Source organism: Epilithonimonas sp. (assembly GCF_032054305.1).
GTDB lineage: Bacteria > Bacteroidota > Bacteroidia > Flavobacteriales > Weeksellaceae > Epilithonimonas.
Genome location: NZ_DAMBSX010000001.1, coordinates 631,789 through 649,077 on the forward strand (window position 1 = coordinate 631,789; position 17,289 = coordinate 649,077).

Annotated in this window: 16 protein-coding genes and 1 tRNA gene (1 of these 17 only partly in view); 10 read left to right on the forward strand and 7 right to left on the reverse strand. The window is 36.0% G+C overall.

All coding sequences use genetic code 11. The features are described from left to right. A tRNA-Lys gene (locus tag RTX21_RS02865) sits at positions 1-21 on the reverse strand (it extends 152 nt beyond the left edge of the window). A gap of 107 nt (positions 22-128) precedes the next feature. Between RTX21_RS02865 and RTX21_RS02870 the strand changes: the two genes are divergently transcribed. After that, the gene (locus tag RTX21_RS02870) at positions 129-644 is read left to right on the forward strand and encodes a shikimate kinase (RefSeq protein ID WP_312765196.1); all 516 of its coding nucleotides are present in this window, start codon (positions 129-131) and stop codon (positions 642-644) included. On the opposite strand, the gene RTX21_RS02875 is transcribed toward RTX21_RS02870, so the two are convergent. Then, on the reverse strand, positions 641-1,072 hold the full coding sequence (locus tag RTX21_RS02875; protein WP_312765197.1) for an RNA-binding S4 domain-containing protein: 432 nt from the start codon (positions 1,070-1,072) through the stop codon (positions 641-643). The genes RTX21_RS02870 and RTX21_RS02875 overlap by 4 nt on opposite strands. 57 nt (positions 1,073-1,129) lie before the next feature. Between RTX21_RS02875 and RTX21_RS02880 the strand changes: the two genes are divergently transcribed. Continuing rightward, on the forward strand, positions 1,130-1,870 hold the full coding sequence (locus RTX21_RS02880) for a hypothetical protein (protein ID WP_312765198.1): 741 nt from the start codon (positions 1,130-1,132) through the stop codon (positions 1,868-1,870). A gap of 83 nt (positions 1,871-1,953) precedes the next feature. Here RTX21_RS02880 and mtaB read toward each other — a convergent pair whose 3' ends face one another. The 4 genes from mtaB to RTX21_RS02900 all read right to left on the reverse strand — a co-directional run bounded on the left by mtaB (position 1,954) and on the right by RTX21_RS02900 (position 4,464). Continuing rightward, positions 1,954-3,312, reverse strand: coding sequence for a tRNA (N(6)-L-threonylcarbamoyladenosine(37)-C(2))-methylthiotransferase MtaB (gene mtaB / locus RTX21_RS02885; RefSeq protein ID WP_312765199.1), 1,359 nt, complete (start codon positions 3,310-3,312; stop codon positions 1,954-1,956). Between the two features lie 104 nt (positions 3,313-3,416). Next, complete coding sequence (locus tag RTX21_RS02890) at positions 3,417-3,605, reverse strand: DUF6496 domain-containing protein (RefSeq protein WP_312765200.1); 189 nt, start codon at positions 3,603-3,605, stop codon at positions 3,417-3,419. 2 nt (positions 3,606-3,607) lie between these two features. After that, on the reverse strand, positions 3,608-4,087 hold the full coding sequence (locus RTX21_RS02895) for a hypothetical protein (RefSeq protein ID WP_312765201.1): 480 nt from the start codon (positions 4,085-4,087) through the stop codon (positions 3,608-3,610). A 53-nt stretch (positions 4,088-4,140) separates the two neighbouring features. After that, the gene (locus RTX21_RS02900; RefSeq protein WP_312765202.1) at positions 4,141-4,464 is read right to left on the reverse strand and encodes a hypothetical protein; all 324 of its coding nucleotides are present in this window, start codon (positions 4,462-4,464) and stop codon (positions 4,141-4,143) included. 376 nt (positions 4,465-4,840) lie between these two features. On the opposite strand from RTX21_RS02900, the gene RTX21_RS02905 reads away from it, so the two are divergent. Beyond that, the gene (locus RTX21_RS02905; protein WP_312765203.1) at positions 4,841-6,364 is read left to right on the forward strand and encodes a trypsin-like peptidase domain-containing protein; all 1,524 of its coding nucleotides are present in this window, start codon (positions 4,841-4,843) and stop codon (positions 6,362-6,364) included. Positions 6,365-6,456: 92 nt separating this feature from the next. Continuing rightward, entirely contained in the window at positions 6,457-7,161 is a 705-nt protein-coding gene (locus RTX21_RS02910) for a LytTR family DNA-binding domain-containing protein (protein ID WP_312765204.1), read from the forward strand. Here the strand turns inward: RTX21_RS02910 and RTX21_RS02915 are convergent. Next, positions 7,141-9,246 carry an ATP-binding protein gene (locus RTX21_RS02915; protein ID WP_312765205.1) on the reverse strand — a complete coding sequence of 702 codons (2,106 nt, stop codon included), beginning with the start codon at positions 9,244-9,246 and terminating at the stop codon, positions 7,141-7,143. The two genes, RTX21_RS02910 and RTX21_RS02915, sit on opposite strands and share 21 nt — an antisense overlap. Positions 9,247-9,365: 119 nt before the next feature. Here RTX21_RS02915 and RTX21_RS02920 point away from each other — a divergent pair, with 119 nt between their 5' ends. From RTX21_RS02920 to RTX21_RS02945, 6 genes are all read left to right on the forward strand, one after another. Beyond that, entirely contained in the window at positions 9,366-9,845 is a 480-nt protein-coding gene (locus tag RTX21_RS02920) for a T9SS type A sorting domain-containing protein (RefSeq protein ID WP_312765206.1), read from the forward strand. Positions 9,846-9,850: 5 nt separating this feature from the next. Continuing rightward, on the forward strand, positions 9,851-12,400 hold the full coding sequence (locus tag RTX21_RS02925) for a collagen-like protein (RefSeq protein WP_312765207.1): 2,550 nt from the start codon (positions 9,851-9,853) through the stop codon (positions 12,398-12,400). A 17-nt stretch (positions 12,401-12,417) separates the two neighbouring features. Continuing rightward, positions 12,418-12,807 carry a hypothetical protein gene (locus RTX21_RS02930; RefSeq protein ID WP_312765208.1) on the forward strand — a complete coding sequence of 130 codons (390 nt, stop codon included), beginning with the start codon at positions 12,418-12,420 and terminating at the stop codon, positions 12,805-12,807. A 170-nt stretch (positions 12,808-12,977) separates the two neighbouring features. Further along, a complete protein-coding gene (locus RTX21_RS02935) occupies positions 12,978-14,135 on the forward strand; it encodes an MFS transporter (RefSeq protein ID WP_312765449.1) in 1,158 nt (385 codons plus the stop codon). A gap of 327 nt (positions 14,136-14,462) precedes the next feature. Then, on the forward strand, positions 14,463-16,043 hold the full coding sequence (locus tag RTX21_RS02940; RefSeq protein ID WP_312765209.1) for a sodium:solute symporter: 1,581 nt from the start codon (positions 14,463-14,465) through the stop codon (positions 16,041-16,043). Between the two features lie 517 nt (positions 16,044-16,560). Beyond that, entirely contained in the window at positions 16,561-17,007 is a 447-nt protein-coding gene (locus RTX21_RS02945) for a DUF6157 family protein (protein WP_312765210.1), read from the forward strand. The last annotated feature ends 282 nt before the right edge of the window (positions 17,008-17,289 follow it).

Consider the following 17,289-nt stretch of genomic DNA (forward strand, 5'->3'; position numbering starts at 1 on the left):
TACCAGCTGAGCTACCAGGTCGGCCACATTTAGAACTTCAATATTACTATTTCGTTTTAAAGTGGTGCAAAGATAAGGCTTTTTTTAAAATCTCAAAATTTTTTAAGAACTTTGTTTAAAATAAAAATATGATAATTTCTCTGTTGGGATACATGGGTAGTGGTAAATCTCACATTTCCAAAAACTTGAACAAAAAAATAAATTTTCAATTAATTGACCTCGACCAAAAAATTTCCGAAGAACATCAGCAGACCATTCCTGAGATCTTCAAAAACAAAGGAGAAATCTTCTTTCGCAAAGAGGAAAAAAGGATTTTAGAGAATATTCTGAACTCAAAAGAAAACATCATATTAAGTCTTGGCGGAGGAACTCCTGTATATTATGACAATATGGACCTCATCAATAGAAAATCAAAAAGTATTTTCCTCAGAGCCTCTGTGAGAACGCTCACAGAACGTGTACTTTTACAAAAACATAGCAGACCTTTGATTTCAAAATTAGAAGATTCTGATATTCCTGAGTTCATTGCAAAGCATCTTTTTGAAAGAAATCCTTTTTATTCTCAAGCTCATTTTACGATAGACACCGATTCTAAAGAGCCTAATCAAATTTCTGATGAGATCATAGAAGCTTTAAAAATCTAATCTTCATTTTCATCGTCTTTGAAAAAAACATCCCAGTCATCATTATCCATATTTGCTGAAGAATCATCGGAAGAGTATTCATCCATATCTCTTCGGTCTTTTTTGGTTGGTCGCCCTATACCTTTTTGCCTGTAATAATCCTGGGAAGACTTTCTCATCTTAAGGATTTCATATTGTTCTTTCTCGGTCATGTCGACTACATATAATGCAACAAGCTTGGCTCCTACTCTGCTTTTGGGAATATCGATGACTTTGATCTTATAATCGATCTGGTTCTTTCTGATTTTTATAATATCGCCAGCTTTCACTTCTTTAGAAGATTTCACAGCATTCTCTCCAATGCTTACTCTATTTTTTTTGATCTCTTCTGCGGCAATGGTTCTTGTCTTATAAAATCTTACACTCCACAAAAATTTATCTATTCTCATAATTTTTTATACTTTTGTCACGTTAAAATTAATTGCAATTTAACATTAAATAAAAAAATGAAGAAAATACTTTTAGGAATTGCTATTTCTGTGGTTGCACTACAAAGCTGCAAAAAGGATCGAGATGAGGAAGAAGTTGTTGTTATTCCTATAGCTGATCAAAATGCTTATGATGATGCTGCAGCAATAAAGTTTATGGAATCCAATTATTTCAATGAGAAAGGTGTTATCACAGCATTTGATGATACTATAACCACTGATGATAATTACCCTAAATTGTCTTCTTATCCTCATGAGACATTACCGTCTGGTGTTATTTACATAAAGAGAGCAGAATCTTTCCAACCAAATCCAGGAAAGGAAATCGCAGCATCGGATGTCATTAGTATAATGCAGGTGACGAAAACATACATAGCAACAAAAACCGATGACAAGATAGCATATGCCAGCGAGTCGACTTTCATCAATAATGTTACAACATCTGGTGTTCCTAGTACAGACCCTGCGTATTTCTATGTTAGACAATCTGTTTTGGATGCATATAACAAAGCTAATAACACTACTGTAGGAAGAGATTTTTATGAACTTGAGGGGCTTCAGGAAGGTCTGAAATATTTCAAATCATTCGACAATCTAGACCCATCAACAGATTATAATATGCAAGGAGTAATTATTGTTCCATCCAGAGCTGCTTATGCTAGAGACAATACCATTTATGGAACAATCTATTCTAACAGGAGTTTTGTTTTCAACTTCCAGCTATACAATACAAGAACCAGATTGGACAGTGAAAAATAATTCAGTTTTTTCATCTGAACAAAATAAAAAGGGAGAAATTTCACGATTGAAATTTCTCCCTTTTTATTTGCTACAATTTCGCTTTAAATCTTAGCTAAAAAATCTTCAAACTGCATTTCCTTAATAGAAACATTACCTTCCTCAGTTATCTTATCTAAAACGATTGTTTCAATTTGATTAATTGATTTTACATCAAAGGACTTTGAAACTCTTACATAATTTTCTGTAAACCCGTACATCACGCCGTTTTTGTTCTCGTGTTCCCAAAGAACTGGCAATGTTTTTCCGAGTTGACTTCTATAAAATTCCATTTTCTTTTTTTCGGAAAGGATTCTCAACATTTTGTTTCGTCGTTTTCTTTCGGGAATCGGAACCGCACCTTGCATTTCTGCAGCCTCGGTATTTTCTCTTTCAGAATAAGTGAAAACGTGAAGATAACTGATTGGTAAATCATTCAGAAAATTATAGGTTTCCATAAACAATTCTTCTGTTTCTCCAGGAAATCCCACAATCACATCTACGCCAATCGCTGCGTCCGGCATTACTTCCCTGATTTTACTAACTCGGTTGAAATATAATTTTGTTAAATAACGACGCTTCATCTTCTTCAGCAATTCATCACTTCCGGATTGAAGCGGAATATGAAAATGCGGCACAAAACTTCTGCTTCTAGAAACCAAATCGATGCTTTCGTCTTTCAAAAGATTGGGTTCGATGGAAGAAATTCTGATCCTTTCGATGCCTTCTACTTTATCTAATTCACAAATCAAATCCAGAAAAGTATGTTCGTGTTTTTTATTCCCGAATTCTCCCTTTCCGTAATCACCGATATTAACTCCCGTAAGAACAATTTCTTTAATATCTCTCGCCGCAATTTCTTTCGCATTCGCAACTACATTATCAATGGTATCAGAACGTGAAATTCCTCTGGCCAAAGGAATCGTACAATATGTACATTTGTAATCACAACCATCCTGAACTTTCAAAAAAGCTCTGGTTCTGTCACCAATAGAATAAGAACCAACGAAAAAATCTGCTTCATCTATTTCGCAAGAATGAATCTGAGCATAACTTTCAGACTTTTCCAAATCATCCAGATAACTCAGAATATTGAATTTTTCCTTAGCACCTAAAACCAAATCTACGCCGGTAATAGACGAAATTTCTTCCGGTTTTAACTGTGCATAACAACCAATAATTGCGACCAAACCATCCGGATTAGCTTTCGCAGCACGCTTGACGTGAAGTTTACATTCCTTATCTGCATTTTCCGTTACAGAACAAGTATTGATAATATAAACTTTTGCAGGTTCATCAAAATTAACCTTCTGATAGCCAGCATCCGTCAATTGCCTTGCAATAGTAGAGGTTTCTGCAAAGTTCAGTTTGCAGCCAAGTGTGTGAAAAGCAACGGTTTTCGGTTGTGAATTAACATTTGACATAAGTCTGCAAAGTTATTAATAAAATCCAAATCATTCCAAATGAAGGATTTTTCTAAAACTTAACTCTCAAACATCAAAAAATCCGACCTGAGCCGGATTTATATTTATTTAGATTTTTTCTGTTTCGGGACTTTCAATCCCTCTTCTTTTGCTTCGGATATTCCGATTGCAATGGCTTGTTTTCTGCTTGTGACTTTGTCACCTGAACCGGACTTTAGTTTTCCTTCTTTGAATTCCTTCATTACTTTTCCAACTTTGTCCTGAGCTTTGTCTGAATATTTTTTATTTGCCATAATTATTCTGGTGTTTTTGGAACTTCAACTGCCAACTCATAAACTTTGGTATGCATCAGATATTTGGAACGTTCACGAGAAGTTACTTCCTGAAATTCATCCTTAAAAAGAACAATTACTGCATCCTCTTCAATCTGCCAATCTGCATCCGAAAAATATTTCTCGTCCGGACTTTTCTCCTTCAACTCGTTTTTTCGTTCTTTCAAACGCTCTGCAACTTCCTGGAAACCTTCATCGGAAGAATGTAGAATTCTATAATCTGGCCCTGCAAAAGCTTTGTAGTATTTATTTTGAGCCAAAAGATTTTGAGAAGAATCTTCCACCGGATTGTCATTTCCATCCAAAAATCCAACCTCAACTAATCTTCCATTTCTTTCTTCAGCAAATTTTTTGGCTTCTACAACAGATTTAAAGCCCGTGTAAAGATTACTGTTATCAAACCCATATTTGGTAAGCCTTTCTACTATATTTTCTGATTCCATAATTTATTTTTTTGATTAAATACTATTTTAAACTTTCTGACAAATTAGAAAAATCAATGATGTCTTACGCCTTTTTGATGATAATTGGTATTTCTCGGAATAGATTGATTATTTCTCGAAAAATTATCATTTCCATAATTGGAATTTAAAGATCGATTAGCTTCCGCAAGAAGTTCGGGGGTTTCAAAATGCAATTGTTTTCCGTTTTGGAAAATTTCTCCGTGAGCATTTCTATACATTTGATTTTCTTTGTAAGAATTACCATCAGGTGCGGTAAAAACTTTCTTTTTCTTCTTTTTTGATTTCAGTAATTGAGTTGCTAAAACCAAACTTCCGCCTGCGATAATTCCTAAAGCTATTTTTACATTGTTGTTCATATTCTTTCATTTTCGATATAGAAAACAAAAGTTTTGCCAAAGAGTTTTATTCAAATTTTAAGAAATGATTTCGAAAGAGATTAAATTGGAAATAGTGACAAGCTGAATGTGACAAAAAGTCATTATGAATTTTGACAGGAAGTTTAATCAAAGAAAAACTTAAAATAAATTGATTATCAACACAATAAAACAAATACTTTGTAATAATTATCAGTAATTTAACCTATTTGACTACATTGATCGAATCAAGGATTTTATTAATAATTTTTTAAATATGGTTAAACTTCGTTAAAAGTGTAACACTAAGTTTTTAGTTCATACTAATTTAGCACTAAATTTGTCTAACAATAATCTCAAAAAAGAAATGAATATTAAGATGAAGAATACATTAAAAAAACTAATGCCTTTTGCATTGACCGGAGTTATATCTGGTGCAACGGTTTTCGGAGCTAGTCAATATTTCAGCCACGAAAATAATGGAGAAGATTTCTCATATTTCACTACAGCTTCCAAAAAATCATCTTTTGCAGGACTTAATTCAGCAGTAGGCGATGATTTTGTAAAAGCTTCTAAAACTACGGTTCCTGCAGTTGTAACGATTAAAAACTATCAGGATAGAGCCACTCAAAGAATGCCTGATAATGATATGTTCGACTTCTTTTTCGGACCTGGTAACAGTCCTTTTGGAGGTGGTCAGCAAAGACAACAACAGCAGACACCTAAAAATATGCCTTCCGGATTAGGTTCTGGAGTTATTATTTCTCCAGATGGTTATATTATTTCCAACAATCATGTTGTTGCTGGCGCTAATAAACTTGAAGTTGTATTGAGCAACAAAAAATCTTATATCGCGACTCTGATTGGAACAGACCCGAATACAGATATTTCCCTTCTTAAAATTGAAGAAAAAGGTTTGCCTTACCTCAACTTTGCAAACTCTGATATGGTAGAAGTTGGGCAATGGGTTTTAGCAGTTGGTAATCCACTTGGACTTAATTCTACGGTAACTGCAGGTATTGTTTCTGCAAAAGGACGAAGTATCGATATCTTGAGTCAGCAATCCAGAACACCAATCGAAAGCTTTATCCAAACGGATGCGGCAATCAACCCTGGAAACAGTGGTGGTGCGTTGGTGAATGTGAACGGAGATCTGATTGGAATCAACACAGCAATCCAATCAAAAACTGGTTATTATGAAGGTTATGGATTTGCTGTTCCTTCTAACCTGGCAAGAAAAATCGTTGAAGATATCAAGAAATTCGGATTGGTACAAAGAGGTTTCCTTGGAATCGGAAGTCTTGATCTATCCAATGATATGCAGGTTGCAGCCTACAACCAGAAAAACAAAGCCAACCTGAAAGTTGGAGATGGTGTCTATGTAACTGAAGTGACCGACAAAAGTGGTGCTGAAGATGCAGGAATAAGATCGGGTGATATCGTAACAAAAATCGATAATACCGATATTGGTAGCTTTGCCGACCTTTCTTTTGCCATCGGAAGCAGAAGACCTGGTGATAAAGTATCTGTAACTTACACTAGAAATGGCAAGCCAAATACAGTAACCGTCACCTTGAAAGACCAAAAAGGCGGAACATCTTCCAGAAGTAAAGATGATCTGACAGTGACAGAAAAGATCGGTTCAGAATTCGAGCCGCTTAGCGAAAGAGTAAAAACCGACTACGGTCTGGAAAGCGGTGTAATTGCAAAAAATGTGGTCGAAGGAAGCGAGATGGACAAAATAGGTGTGGTTGACAATTACATCGTAATGGAGATCAATGGAAAACCTGTCAATTCCCAAAAAGATGTTGAAAAGATTCTAAACAATTATAAAGGAAATGTCCAGGTGAAATATGTAGATGCTTACGGAAGAATCACGACCAGAGGATTTAAAATGCAATAAATTATTTTCAAAATATTAAATATCAAACCCAACCATCAACCGGTTGGGTTTTTTATGGATTATTTTCTAACTTTGGTTTAACATCAGATTGTATGAAAAAAATCAAATGTATCGTAATAGAAGATCAGGAAGTTGACAGGTTGATGCTCCAACATCTGATCAAACAACAGAATATTCTGGAGCTTGTTGCTACGGTTGATTCTGCTGAAAATGCAAAGCATTTTATTGATGATTCGATAGACCTTCTCTTTCTTGATATCGATCTGCCTGAAATGTCCGGAATAGACATTCGAAAGACCTATCAAAAAATCCCTGCCTGCATTTTCGTAAGCTCACATCCGGAATATGCCATTGAAACATTTGAACTAGATACTTTTGATTTCATTTCAAAACCTATCAAAAAAGAACGTTTCGAATATTCTGTTCATAAGCTGATCGATTTTTTCAGTATGAAAGAAAAATCTGAGTACTTTGATATGCTAAGTGGATCTCAGTTTTTAAAAATAAAAGAAGGTCATAATGTTGTTCAGATAAAAATTTCTGATATCATCTATCTTGAGGCACTGAAAGATTATACAAGATTGGTCACTGCACAAAAAAAACATTGTGTCTTATCTTCAATTGGGCAGATCCTGAAGGAACAACACTTTTCAAATTTTATCAGAATCCATAAAAGTTATGCCGTTCCAAAACATCTCATCACCATCAAAAAGAGTTATGAAGTGGTTATTAATAATAATATAAATTTACCAATTGGCAGAGCTTACAAAGAAAACTTAAGCTTTTTTGATTCTTAAAATGATCTGGGTCTCACCAATCATCTGGTTGCTTTTAACCTCGATATTACAATGGATGGATTTGCAAAGGTCGCGGATCACGTGCAATCCCAATCCTTTTTTGATTCCGATGCTCGTCTGGTCATCGTACAAAGCTTTGAATTTTTCAATATCAGTTCCTCCACCGTTATCAGAAACTTCTATACAACTATCATTGTTTTCTTCCCAGGCTTTGCAAATAATGTGAGCGTCTGATTTTCCCTGCAATACTTTTATACTGTTGTTGATGAGATTTCTAAGAATCGTTTTCATATATTCTTTATCAGTGAAAACCAACATATTTTCTGAATAATTGAAAGAAATTTGAATATCATGGACCCAAACAAACTCTTTTTTAACGTCCAAAAATATTTCTTCGATTTTATAATTTTTGAAAGACGGAACAAAATTCTCCATTTGTCCCTTGCTCCAAAGCAGAAGGTCTTCCATCTGTTCCAATAGTTGTTCCGTTGCCTTTGTTGTTTGAGACTCGAGACGATTTTTGGTTTCCTCATCCATCATTTCCGGTGCTTCTTTGTTAAGATGAAGGAAATTGATCAACGAAACGACCGGACTTTTGAAGTCATGATTCAGAATACCAAAAAACTGCATTTTGGTTTTGTTGGCTTTATCTAATTCTGAATTAAGTATCATTAATTTTTGATTGATTCTTTTTCGATTTCGACTCTGATTATAGATCAAACCACCAATAATAGCTATGGCAAACAAACCGGAAATAAGATAAATCCGTTGTTTTTTGGAATTTTTAATAGTTAGCTCGTGGATTGTATTTTCATTAATTAGCGATTTGATTTCCTGTTGTTTACTTTTATTCTGAAATTTCGCTTCTGCATTTGCAAGACTCTGTTTTCCTGATTCTACCGAAAGCGAATCATTGGTCTGGCTGTAAGCTTTATAATATTGATAAGCCTTGTCCCATTGTTTTTGGGCAGCATAACTTTCGGACAGTTTTTTATTGATTTCTGCAAAAAAACGTTTGTCGTAGATGTAAGCAAAATTCAGAGCTTTTTTAAGGATCTTAATGGCTTCAGAATATTTCCTTTGACCAACCAATACTTTCCCTTTTATAGTATTAGCCTCCATCAGAATTTCTTCATCGTTCGATTTTTCTGCGAAAAGTAAAGCTTTATCAGCATAATCATCTGCCAGTTCCAGTCTGTTTTTTTCCAGATAAAACTCGGACATATTTCGGTTGGCATAACTGACGTTCAGAAAGAGCATTTGGTTATTTCTTCCAATTTCGTACAGCTCCAGATAATATTTTTTCGCCAAATCAATATTTCCCAAATTGGTATAAGCCTCTATATAGGTATTATACAAAAAAGCGATTCCGTCTGACCTTTTGAGATATGGAACAGCATAGTTGGTATATTCCACAGCTTTTTCAAATTGTTTCATATCGTTATAAGCATCTGCAATCTGAAGATATGATATGCCAATATTATTTCTGGTTTCCTTTTTACTTTTATCCAATAGCAAATAATCGATAGCTTTTAGTTTATAATTAATAAAATTTTCAAACTCAGACCTATCCAAATAATATTCGCCAATGCTTCCTAATAATGTCGCTTTAAGATTTTTGATTTTAACTGTATCAACAATTTTTTTGACATAATTGATCAGTTCTTCTCCTTTCTTATATTCCTTTATGGAGTAATACATATAATTGAGTCTCATCAATGCCAAAACTTCTTGCTCTTGATATTTACCCTTAGCAAGTTGTAATGATTTTTCAAAATAAACTGTTGCATTTTCATATTGATTATTGGTGTATTCGTAACCATAACCTTTATGGAAATAGAATTTTGACAGGTATTTGTTATTATTCTTTGCGAGCGCAATTCCAATATCAGATTCTTTGATTAATAGAGGAAAATTTTCAGATTCAGATAATCTATCACAATACAAGTCCCAAGCTTTGATCTTTTCATCAGTTGTTTTGTATTGTAAAAGGTCTGGCCGTTTCTGGGAAAATAGAAACAATACAGAATGAAGCATTATGAAAACCCATATTTTACTCATTACCAAAGCCTTATAGAATACCATACTAAAGCTACAATATTTTTTTCATAAATGTCATTGGTCTATTAAAAATGTCGTTTATCTATTTCAGCTTTTCATGAGCAAGACCTAATTCTACCTTTGGAGTAGAAAAAATTCAACCTATGAAAAGTAAATTATTAATTCGCTTTCTAATTATATCCATTGCTCCGATGGGATTATTAAAAGCACAAAAAGCAATCGCATCGACGGGAACCACAGCAAACGGAAGTGGAGGCAGTTCAACTTACACTGTCGGGCAGATAGATTATCAGCAAAAAGGAGCCAATTCTCAGGTAATGGAAGGTGTACAGCATTCTTATGAGATTCTGACTCTTGCTGTAGAAGATTTGGATAACAAAGAACGCAATATACTCTTGTATCCCAATCCTGTAAAAGATTTCTTATTTGTTGATTTCAATAAGGAAAGTTATCAGAATTCCAATTACGCTCTTTTTGATGCGCAGGGAAAGCTGATCAAAAAAGGTAACCTGACACAGCAGAAAAGCGAACTTGATTTTTCTCTTTTACCATCATCGGTTTATATCATCCAGATTTTCCAGAAGAATCAAATCATCAAAACATTTAAAATCATTAAAAAATAATTATTATGAAAAAAATTGTATTAATTGCAGCCTTTGCATTAGGAACTTATATGGTTTCTGCTCAGGCTCCGGAAAAAATGAGCTACCAAGCTATCGTCAGAAATGGTTCCGGACAACTTTTAACCAATCAGAACGTAGCCGTGAGAGTTAGTGTTTTGCAAGGTTCAGCAGCAGGAACTTCCGTTTACTCAGAAAGAATCACAGGAACAACAAATGTGAATGGATTAGTAAGCTTGGAAATAGGGTCTGGAACAGTCTTAAGCGGAACATTCAATACCATTAATTGGGGAGGAAATTCTTATTATCTAAAAACCGAAACAGACCCAGCTGGAGGAACTAATTACACGATTACCGGCACAAGTCAATTGTTAAGCGTACCTTATGCTTTATATGCAAAATCTTCCGGAGGCGGTGGAGGCGGAAGTCTTACACTACCTTATACCACCGTGGAAAATAATGCTGCAACACTTTTCTCTATTACAAATGACGGAGACGGAACTTCCGTTGAAGGTATTAATAATACAACAACAAGCAGTATTGCACCAGTCCGAGGGATTGTTAATAGCACTGCTCCGGGTGGATTTTCTTCAGCTGTTCGTGGTATTAATAATGGAACAGGCGGTTTAGGAATTGGAGTTTGGGGTTCACAGGCTGGTTCTGGCTGGGGAGTTTATGGTACTACACCAAACGGACTGGGAGTTTATGGTAATTCATCAGCTAATGGAACTGGAGTTTATGCCAATAGCAATTCTGGTACAGGTCTTACTGCGACAAGTAATAGTGGTGTTGCCGCAAATATTTCAATTTCTAATAATGCCAACAACAACGTTGTTTTAAACGCCAATTCTGTTGGAAATGGAACCGTTGTGAATGTCAGCACGACAGGAAATGGTACCGGAGTTTTAAGCTCTGCAGGAGCAGGTTTTGGTGTCCACGGGATTACAAGTCAGCAAACCTCAGCAGGTATTGTAGGTGATAACAATGGTGCAGGCGAGGCTATTGTTGGTAGAACAACGAGTGACATTGCAGGAGCTGTTGTCGGACGTAATGATGGCGGAGGTTACGGGGTTCGTGGCTTTGTTGCCACTAACACATCCGGTACAGGAATTGGGGTTTTTGGTCAAGTCGGAATCAATGGAAGTGAAGGTCGCGCAGGAAGATTTGAAAATCTAAATGCAGACAATGACAGAAATACTTTTGAAGTAGAAACTAATGGTAATGGAAATATTCCCAATAATACTTTAGGAAATGCATCTTCTTTTTTAGTTAATAATACCAACAGTGTTGCCGCCGGAGTAAGAGGTGAAGTGAAAACGATTTTTGGAAACTTCGGTGCAGCAGGTATCTTCGGTGTTTCTTCGGGAACTGGAGGTTTTGCAGGTCTTTTTCACTCATCAAATACTGCCGGAAACGGAAATGCGCTAGTTGCTATTACAGATGGAAACGGAAATGCTATCACTGCTAATGCTGGTAAAAATGGTAATGCAGTAGAAGCTAACATAGATGGAGCCGGAACTGCTGTCTATGGCTGGGTACCAACATTCGCAACAGGAAAAGCCGCTAGATTTGAAAATTTCAACGAAGATAATGACAATAATGTGATGTCTGTAAAAACCGTTGGTAATGGTACTGCTGCCAGTTTTATGGTCGATAGAACTACCGGAACTTCTGCAGCTGTAAAAGGAGAAGTAAATTCTCAATTTGCCAATTTCGGAACTGCAGGTATTTATGGGATTTCCTCAGGAACAGGAGGTTATGCAGGTTTATTTCATGCAAGCAATACTTCCGGAAACGGTCCTGCAGTAATTGCCATTGCTGATGGAAACGGGAATGCCATTACAGCGAACGCCACAAATACGGGAGATGGTGTAGAAGCTACAGTTGACGGAAGCGGAAGTGCAATCTACGGCTGGATACCTAATTTTGGGACCGGTAGGGCTGGAAGATTTGCAAATTTGAATTCTGCCAATGGACAAAATACAGTACAGATCAACTCCAATGGAACAGGAAATACTTTATTAATCAATCATACCGGCGCTTCCGGAAACCTAATGACTCTTCAAAGTGGCAGTTTTAACGTTACAAGGATTAATAAGGCAGGAAAAGGCTTCTTCAATGGTGGGACTCAAAGTAGTGGAGCCGACGTTGCAGAAGCATTTGATGTAGAAGGGCATATTTCACAATACGAAACCGGAGACATCCTGGTGATTTCAACAGATTCTGACAGAACTGTCGAAAAATCTTCAGAGCCTTATTCTAATCTCGTAGCTGGAGTTTATGCCACAAAACCCGGAGTTCTTTTGACTGAAGAACATATTGAGACTGATATTTCTGATAAAGTTCCAATGGGTGTTATTGGTGTCATCCCAACCAAGGTTTGTTTGGAAGGCGGCGAAATTAAACGCGGTGATCTATTAGTTACTTCTTCACTTTCTGGTGTAGCTATGAAAGCAGATATCAATAAAGTGAAAGTTGGACAAGTTCTAGGAAAAGCACTTCAGGCCTATAATGAAAAAGAAATTGGAAAAATCAATGTTTTAGTAAGTATCAAATAACTTTAAAATTAATTAAAATGAAAAAATTATATATCTGCCTTTTATTAATTTCAGGAACTGGATCAATATTCGCACAAGAAACCTCAACCGAAGAAAAGCAGGAGCTTCCAAAAGAAGCTGTAGCCGCAAATGCAAAACTCTACGAAAACAAAACTGCTGAAAAACAGGAAAAAAGAACAACGATCGTGTCTGAGGAAGGCTTGAATTCCAAAGCAACAGCCAAGAAATCTGCAACAGCACCATCAGGAAATACAATTCCAGGAAATTCTGACATCTACGCCATCAAAGCATCGATACCAGGAAGACAAACTATAGCTCAAAAACAGCCGGCTCAGAAGAAGCCAATCAATGGTTTACCCAACACTGCAACTTTGGCCGAGATCAAGAAAACAATACCTAAGGATTAATCACTATTAAATTATGAAGAAAGGCTTGTCAATTGATGAGCCTTTTTTATTTAATCTGAAATTCATTCCGAATGTAGAAAACAAATCAATAATTTTGCAGTTTAAAAATTCCTGTGAAACTTTTCAATTCTTACATCAACACTTTCAAAGGACTATCCAGAGAAGCCTGGATGTTGTCCATTGTAATGCTCATCAATCGTTCCGGCTCGATGGTTTTGCCTTTTTTGGGTGTTTATATGACAGACCATTTGAAGTTTTCTTTGGAAAATGCCGGAATTGTTCTAAGCTTTTATGGCATTGGTTCTGTTGTCGGTTCCTGGCTTGGCGGTTATTTGACGGATAAGTTCGGGGAATATTATATCCAAAGCTGGAGTTTGTTTCTAAGTGCGCCAATATTCTTAATCATTCCATTTTTTCCGAGCGTAGAAATGATGGCTGTTCTGATATTTCTTCAAAGCACAATCAGTGATACATTCCGACCAGCGAATTCTGTTGCCATTACCAAATATGCAAGACCTGAGAATCTGACCAAAGCTTTTTCTCTGAATCGAATGGCCATCAATCTTGGTTTTTCCATTGGGCCAGCTTTGGGTGGAATCTTATCGGGAATTTCTTATAATTTTCTTTTCGTTGTAAATTTCTGCGGAGCTATGATTGCAGGAATTATCTATGTCATCTTTTTCCGAAAAAGAAATAAAATCTTCCGTGAGAGAAAGAAAGCAGAAACGGCTGAAGTTGTGAAGAAAGCAGGAAAATCGCCTTACAAAGATTATCCGTTTTTGCTTTACAGCTTTCTATGTACCGTGTTCGCCATTTGTTTTTTCCAGTTTTTCAATACGATCCCGTTGTTTTACAAAGACGTTGCAAAATTGAGCCAGAGTACGATTGGTTTTATTCTGGGTTACAGTGGATTTATCATCGTACTATTGGAAATGCCTTTGGTAAGTATAGCCGAAAGGACTTTGAAGATTCCTCAGATTTTATTTGGTGGTGTTTTATTGGCCGGATTATCATACTTGATGCTGATATTTGGAAGTAATATTCCTTGGTTGATTTTATCAATGACGATTCTTTGTATTGCCGAGATTTGGGCTCTTCCATTTATGTCAACGGTGACAGCATTACGTTCAGAAAACGGAAACAAAGGCGCTTATATGGGCGTGAATGGAATTGCATTTTCCTTCTCATTTATCATCACACCGTTTTTGGGAACTTATGTTGTGAGTCACTTTGGTTTTGATTGTCTTTGGGTTGGTTCGTTTGCCATTCTGGCGTTGTCAGCGATTTTTATTTATGTGGTTGTTAAAAGAATGATTTCAAATCGTTGATTATTGATTAAGAAGTCTTCGACTCCGCTCAGACTGACATTACTTAAAGCCACTTAATATTCGAGATGTCACACTGAGCGGAGTCGAAGTGTTTGCGATTCTTACAATTTCCAGAATTATTAACCATCGAATTGGACGCAACCCAACTTGAACGGAAATCCTTTTTTGCTTGTACAAAAGTTCTATTTAATCTGAAATGGTCTGCAAAAAAGATTGGGAGCCCTTCGACAAACTCAGGATAAACTACAGGTGGAAATAGCTGCCTAAATAATTAATTCCCCCACAAATCAATAAAAAAACTATTTTTGTCCAACTCAAATTTGAACAATGAACTCGGGAACTGTTTTACTTTTATTTGTTTTTGCCTATTTCATCGGGCTTTTGGTCATCTCATATTTTACAAGTCGTAACTCGGACAACCAGTCTTTTTTCATCGGAAACAAAAAAAGTAAGTGGTGGCTGGTGGCGTTTGGAATGATTGGGACGTCGCTTTCAGGTGTGACTTTTATCTCCGTTCCAGGAACAGTTGGGAAATTATTAGATGGCGAAAATCCATTTGGTGGCTTCGAATATTATATGATGGTGATCGGGTTTTTCATCGGTTACTTCATTGTTGCCGGGATTCTGCTCCCACTCTATTACCGGATGAATCTGACCTCGATCTATACTTATCTGGGGAAACGTTTCAATGTGGAGGCGCATAAAATTGGGTCTGTATTTTTCATTATTTCGAGAGCGATTGGAGCGACGGCGCGATTGTATCTGGTTGTGAATATTCTTCAGATTTTCTTGTTGGAAGCGCTGGGTGTTCCTTTTTGGGTGACGGCTTTTGTGTTGCTGATGATGATTTTGCTTTATACGTTTGAAGGTGGTGTGAAGACAATTGTGATTACCGATACGCTGCAAACGTCATTTATGATTATCAGTCTGATTGCGTGCATTGTTTATATTTTATCGAACCTCAATCTGTCTTTTGGGGAAGCTTTCACGATTCTGGAGCAGAAGCAGTACACGCATTTTATCAATACGGATGTGAATTCTAAAACATTTTTCCTGAAAACCATTTTGGGCGGGATGTTCATCACGATTGCGATGACGGGTCTTGACCAGGAAATGATGCAGAAAAATATCTCTGTGGACAACCTGAAAAACTCGAAAAAGAATATGCTGACATTTGCAGGAACTTTACTTTTTGTGAATCTGGCGTTCTTATTTTTAGGAGGCTTGCTTTATCTTTTTGCGATACAGCACGGCGCAGATTACGGACAAGTGTCGACGATGGTGGATGGAAAAGAAGTGATTACGAATACTTTTGGATTCAAGGATTCTGCGGGTCAAATCAAAAATATAATGGGCGACGACCTGTTCCCTGCTCTATCGCTGCAAGGACATTTCCCGATGGCGCTTTCTGTGATTTTCATCATCGGTTTGATTTCGGCTCTGTTTCCTTCTGCTGATGGTGCTTTGACTGCGGTGACAAGTTCTTATTGTGTGGATTTGTTAAATCTAAACGAAGATCGGCAAAAAACCGAGAAACAAAAGAAACATCTGAGAATGAAAGTTCACTTGGCTTTCACTGTGATTTTCTTTGCCTTGATAATGGTTTTCAAAGCCATCAATGACAAGTCGATTGTTTATCTGATAATGGAAATCGCAGGTTATACTTATGGGCCGTTGTTGGGATTATTTGCTTTCGGGATTTTGACGAAATATCAAATCACGAAGAAATATTCCATCTTGGCAGTGACGATTTTGGCACCTGTTGTGACTTATTTGATTAATTATCTTGTAACTAATAATACAGATTACAGAATTGGTGTAGAACTGATTATTCTGAATGGGTTTTTGACTTTTGTTGGGTTGTGGTTGGTGAAGGCGAAGAAAGGTTTGCAATTAGATGATTTATAAAAGCAATAAACTTTACAACGCAGTTCTACCATTATTCTTCTTTGAATGATGGTACATTATTTTAGCTTTAATATTCGTTGTCGCTATTGAAACTTTTGTAATAAGCAAATGTTTAAAAATAGATTACAAACTAGCGTGGAAAACAATTTTAAATGCAAATATAATTTCGACTATTGGAGGATTTCTTTTACAAGGAATTATTAGAGTTGCAATTGGTATGTCTTTATTTTATAATTATGACGATTATTCAAAATTTCCAATTTTAGATATTATATTTTCAAATATATCTTATCCAAATAATGCTGTTATAACTACTGAAATTATTTTGGATTTATCTATCAGTATATTTATCGCTTTAATTATTTCAATTATAATGGAATACAAATCTTTTAAATTATTATTCGTTGATAATAAAATAAGTCAAAAATCTATTTTAAGGAGTATAGTTTTAGCTAACATAATATCATATTCTTTGTTATCAGTTTGGATTTTATTTCGAATTAAATATTTGTAATCAATGAAAACCCACACCACCAACTACACCAACACTTTGATAGAAATCGCAGAAGATTCTCCGGTTTCTGCATCGGTGATTCCGGTTGTGAAAAATGATAAAAAGACGATTGCCAATTATCAATACGAGAAACTTACTAAACATCCTCTGAAATATACTTCCGACGAATTGCTGTTCGAAATCTTTGCGGAACGAAATGATATTTCGCCTTCGGAATTGGAGGAAGAGAAGCAGAATTATTTTTCTAAAGGTCAAGCTTGCCTGCGGACTTCGCCTTTGGCAAAGAAATATGGGTTCGGGATTTTTCATAATCAGGATTCGAAAGCCAAATTAATTCCTGCGGAGTCCGAGGAATATGAGAAATTATTGAAAGATGATGCTGTGAAGAAGGTTAAGGCGATGAAATCTAAAAAATTATTGATGGGCTTCCCTTCGTCAAGCTCAAGATAAACTTCGCCTCAGCCTGACATTGCGTATTTTATTAGTTATTCATGACAGGCTCGACCTTATATTGTATAAAGTCTTCGACTCCGCTCAGACTGACATCGATTAACTTTTAGTATTAGAAATGTCACACTGAGCGGAGTCGAAGTGTTTGGAATTTATAAAGTGTTCGCTAGTTGTGCATCCAAGCTTTGAGTTAGATTCCATCAACAAAAACTTATTTTTATAATCGTCATCATAGTCTAAATCTTGATTTCTGTTGCCCGTAAAATCAATGTAAAGCGATAA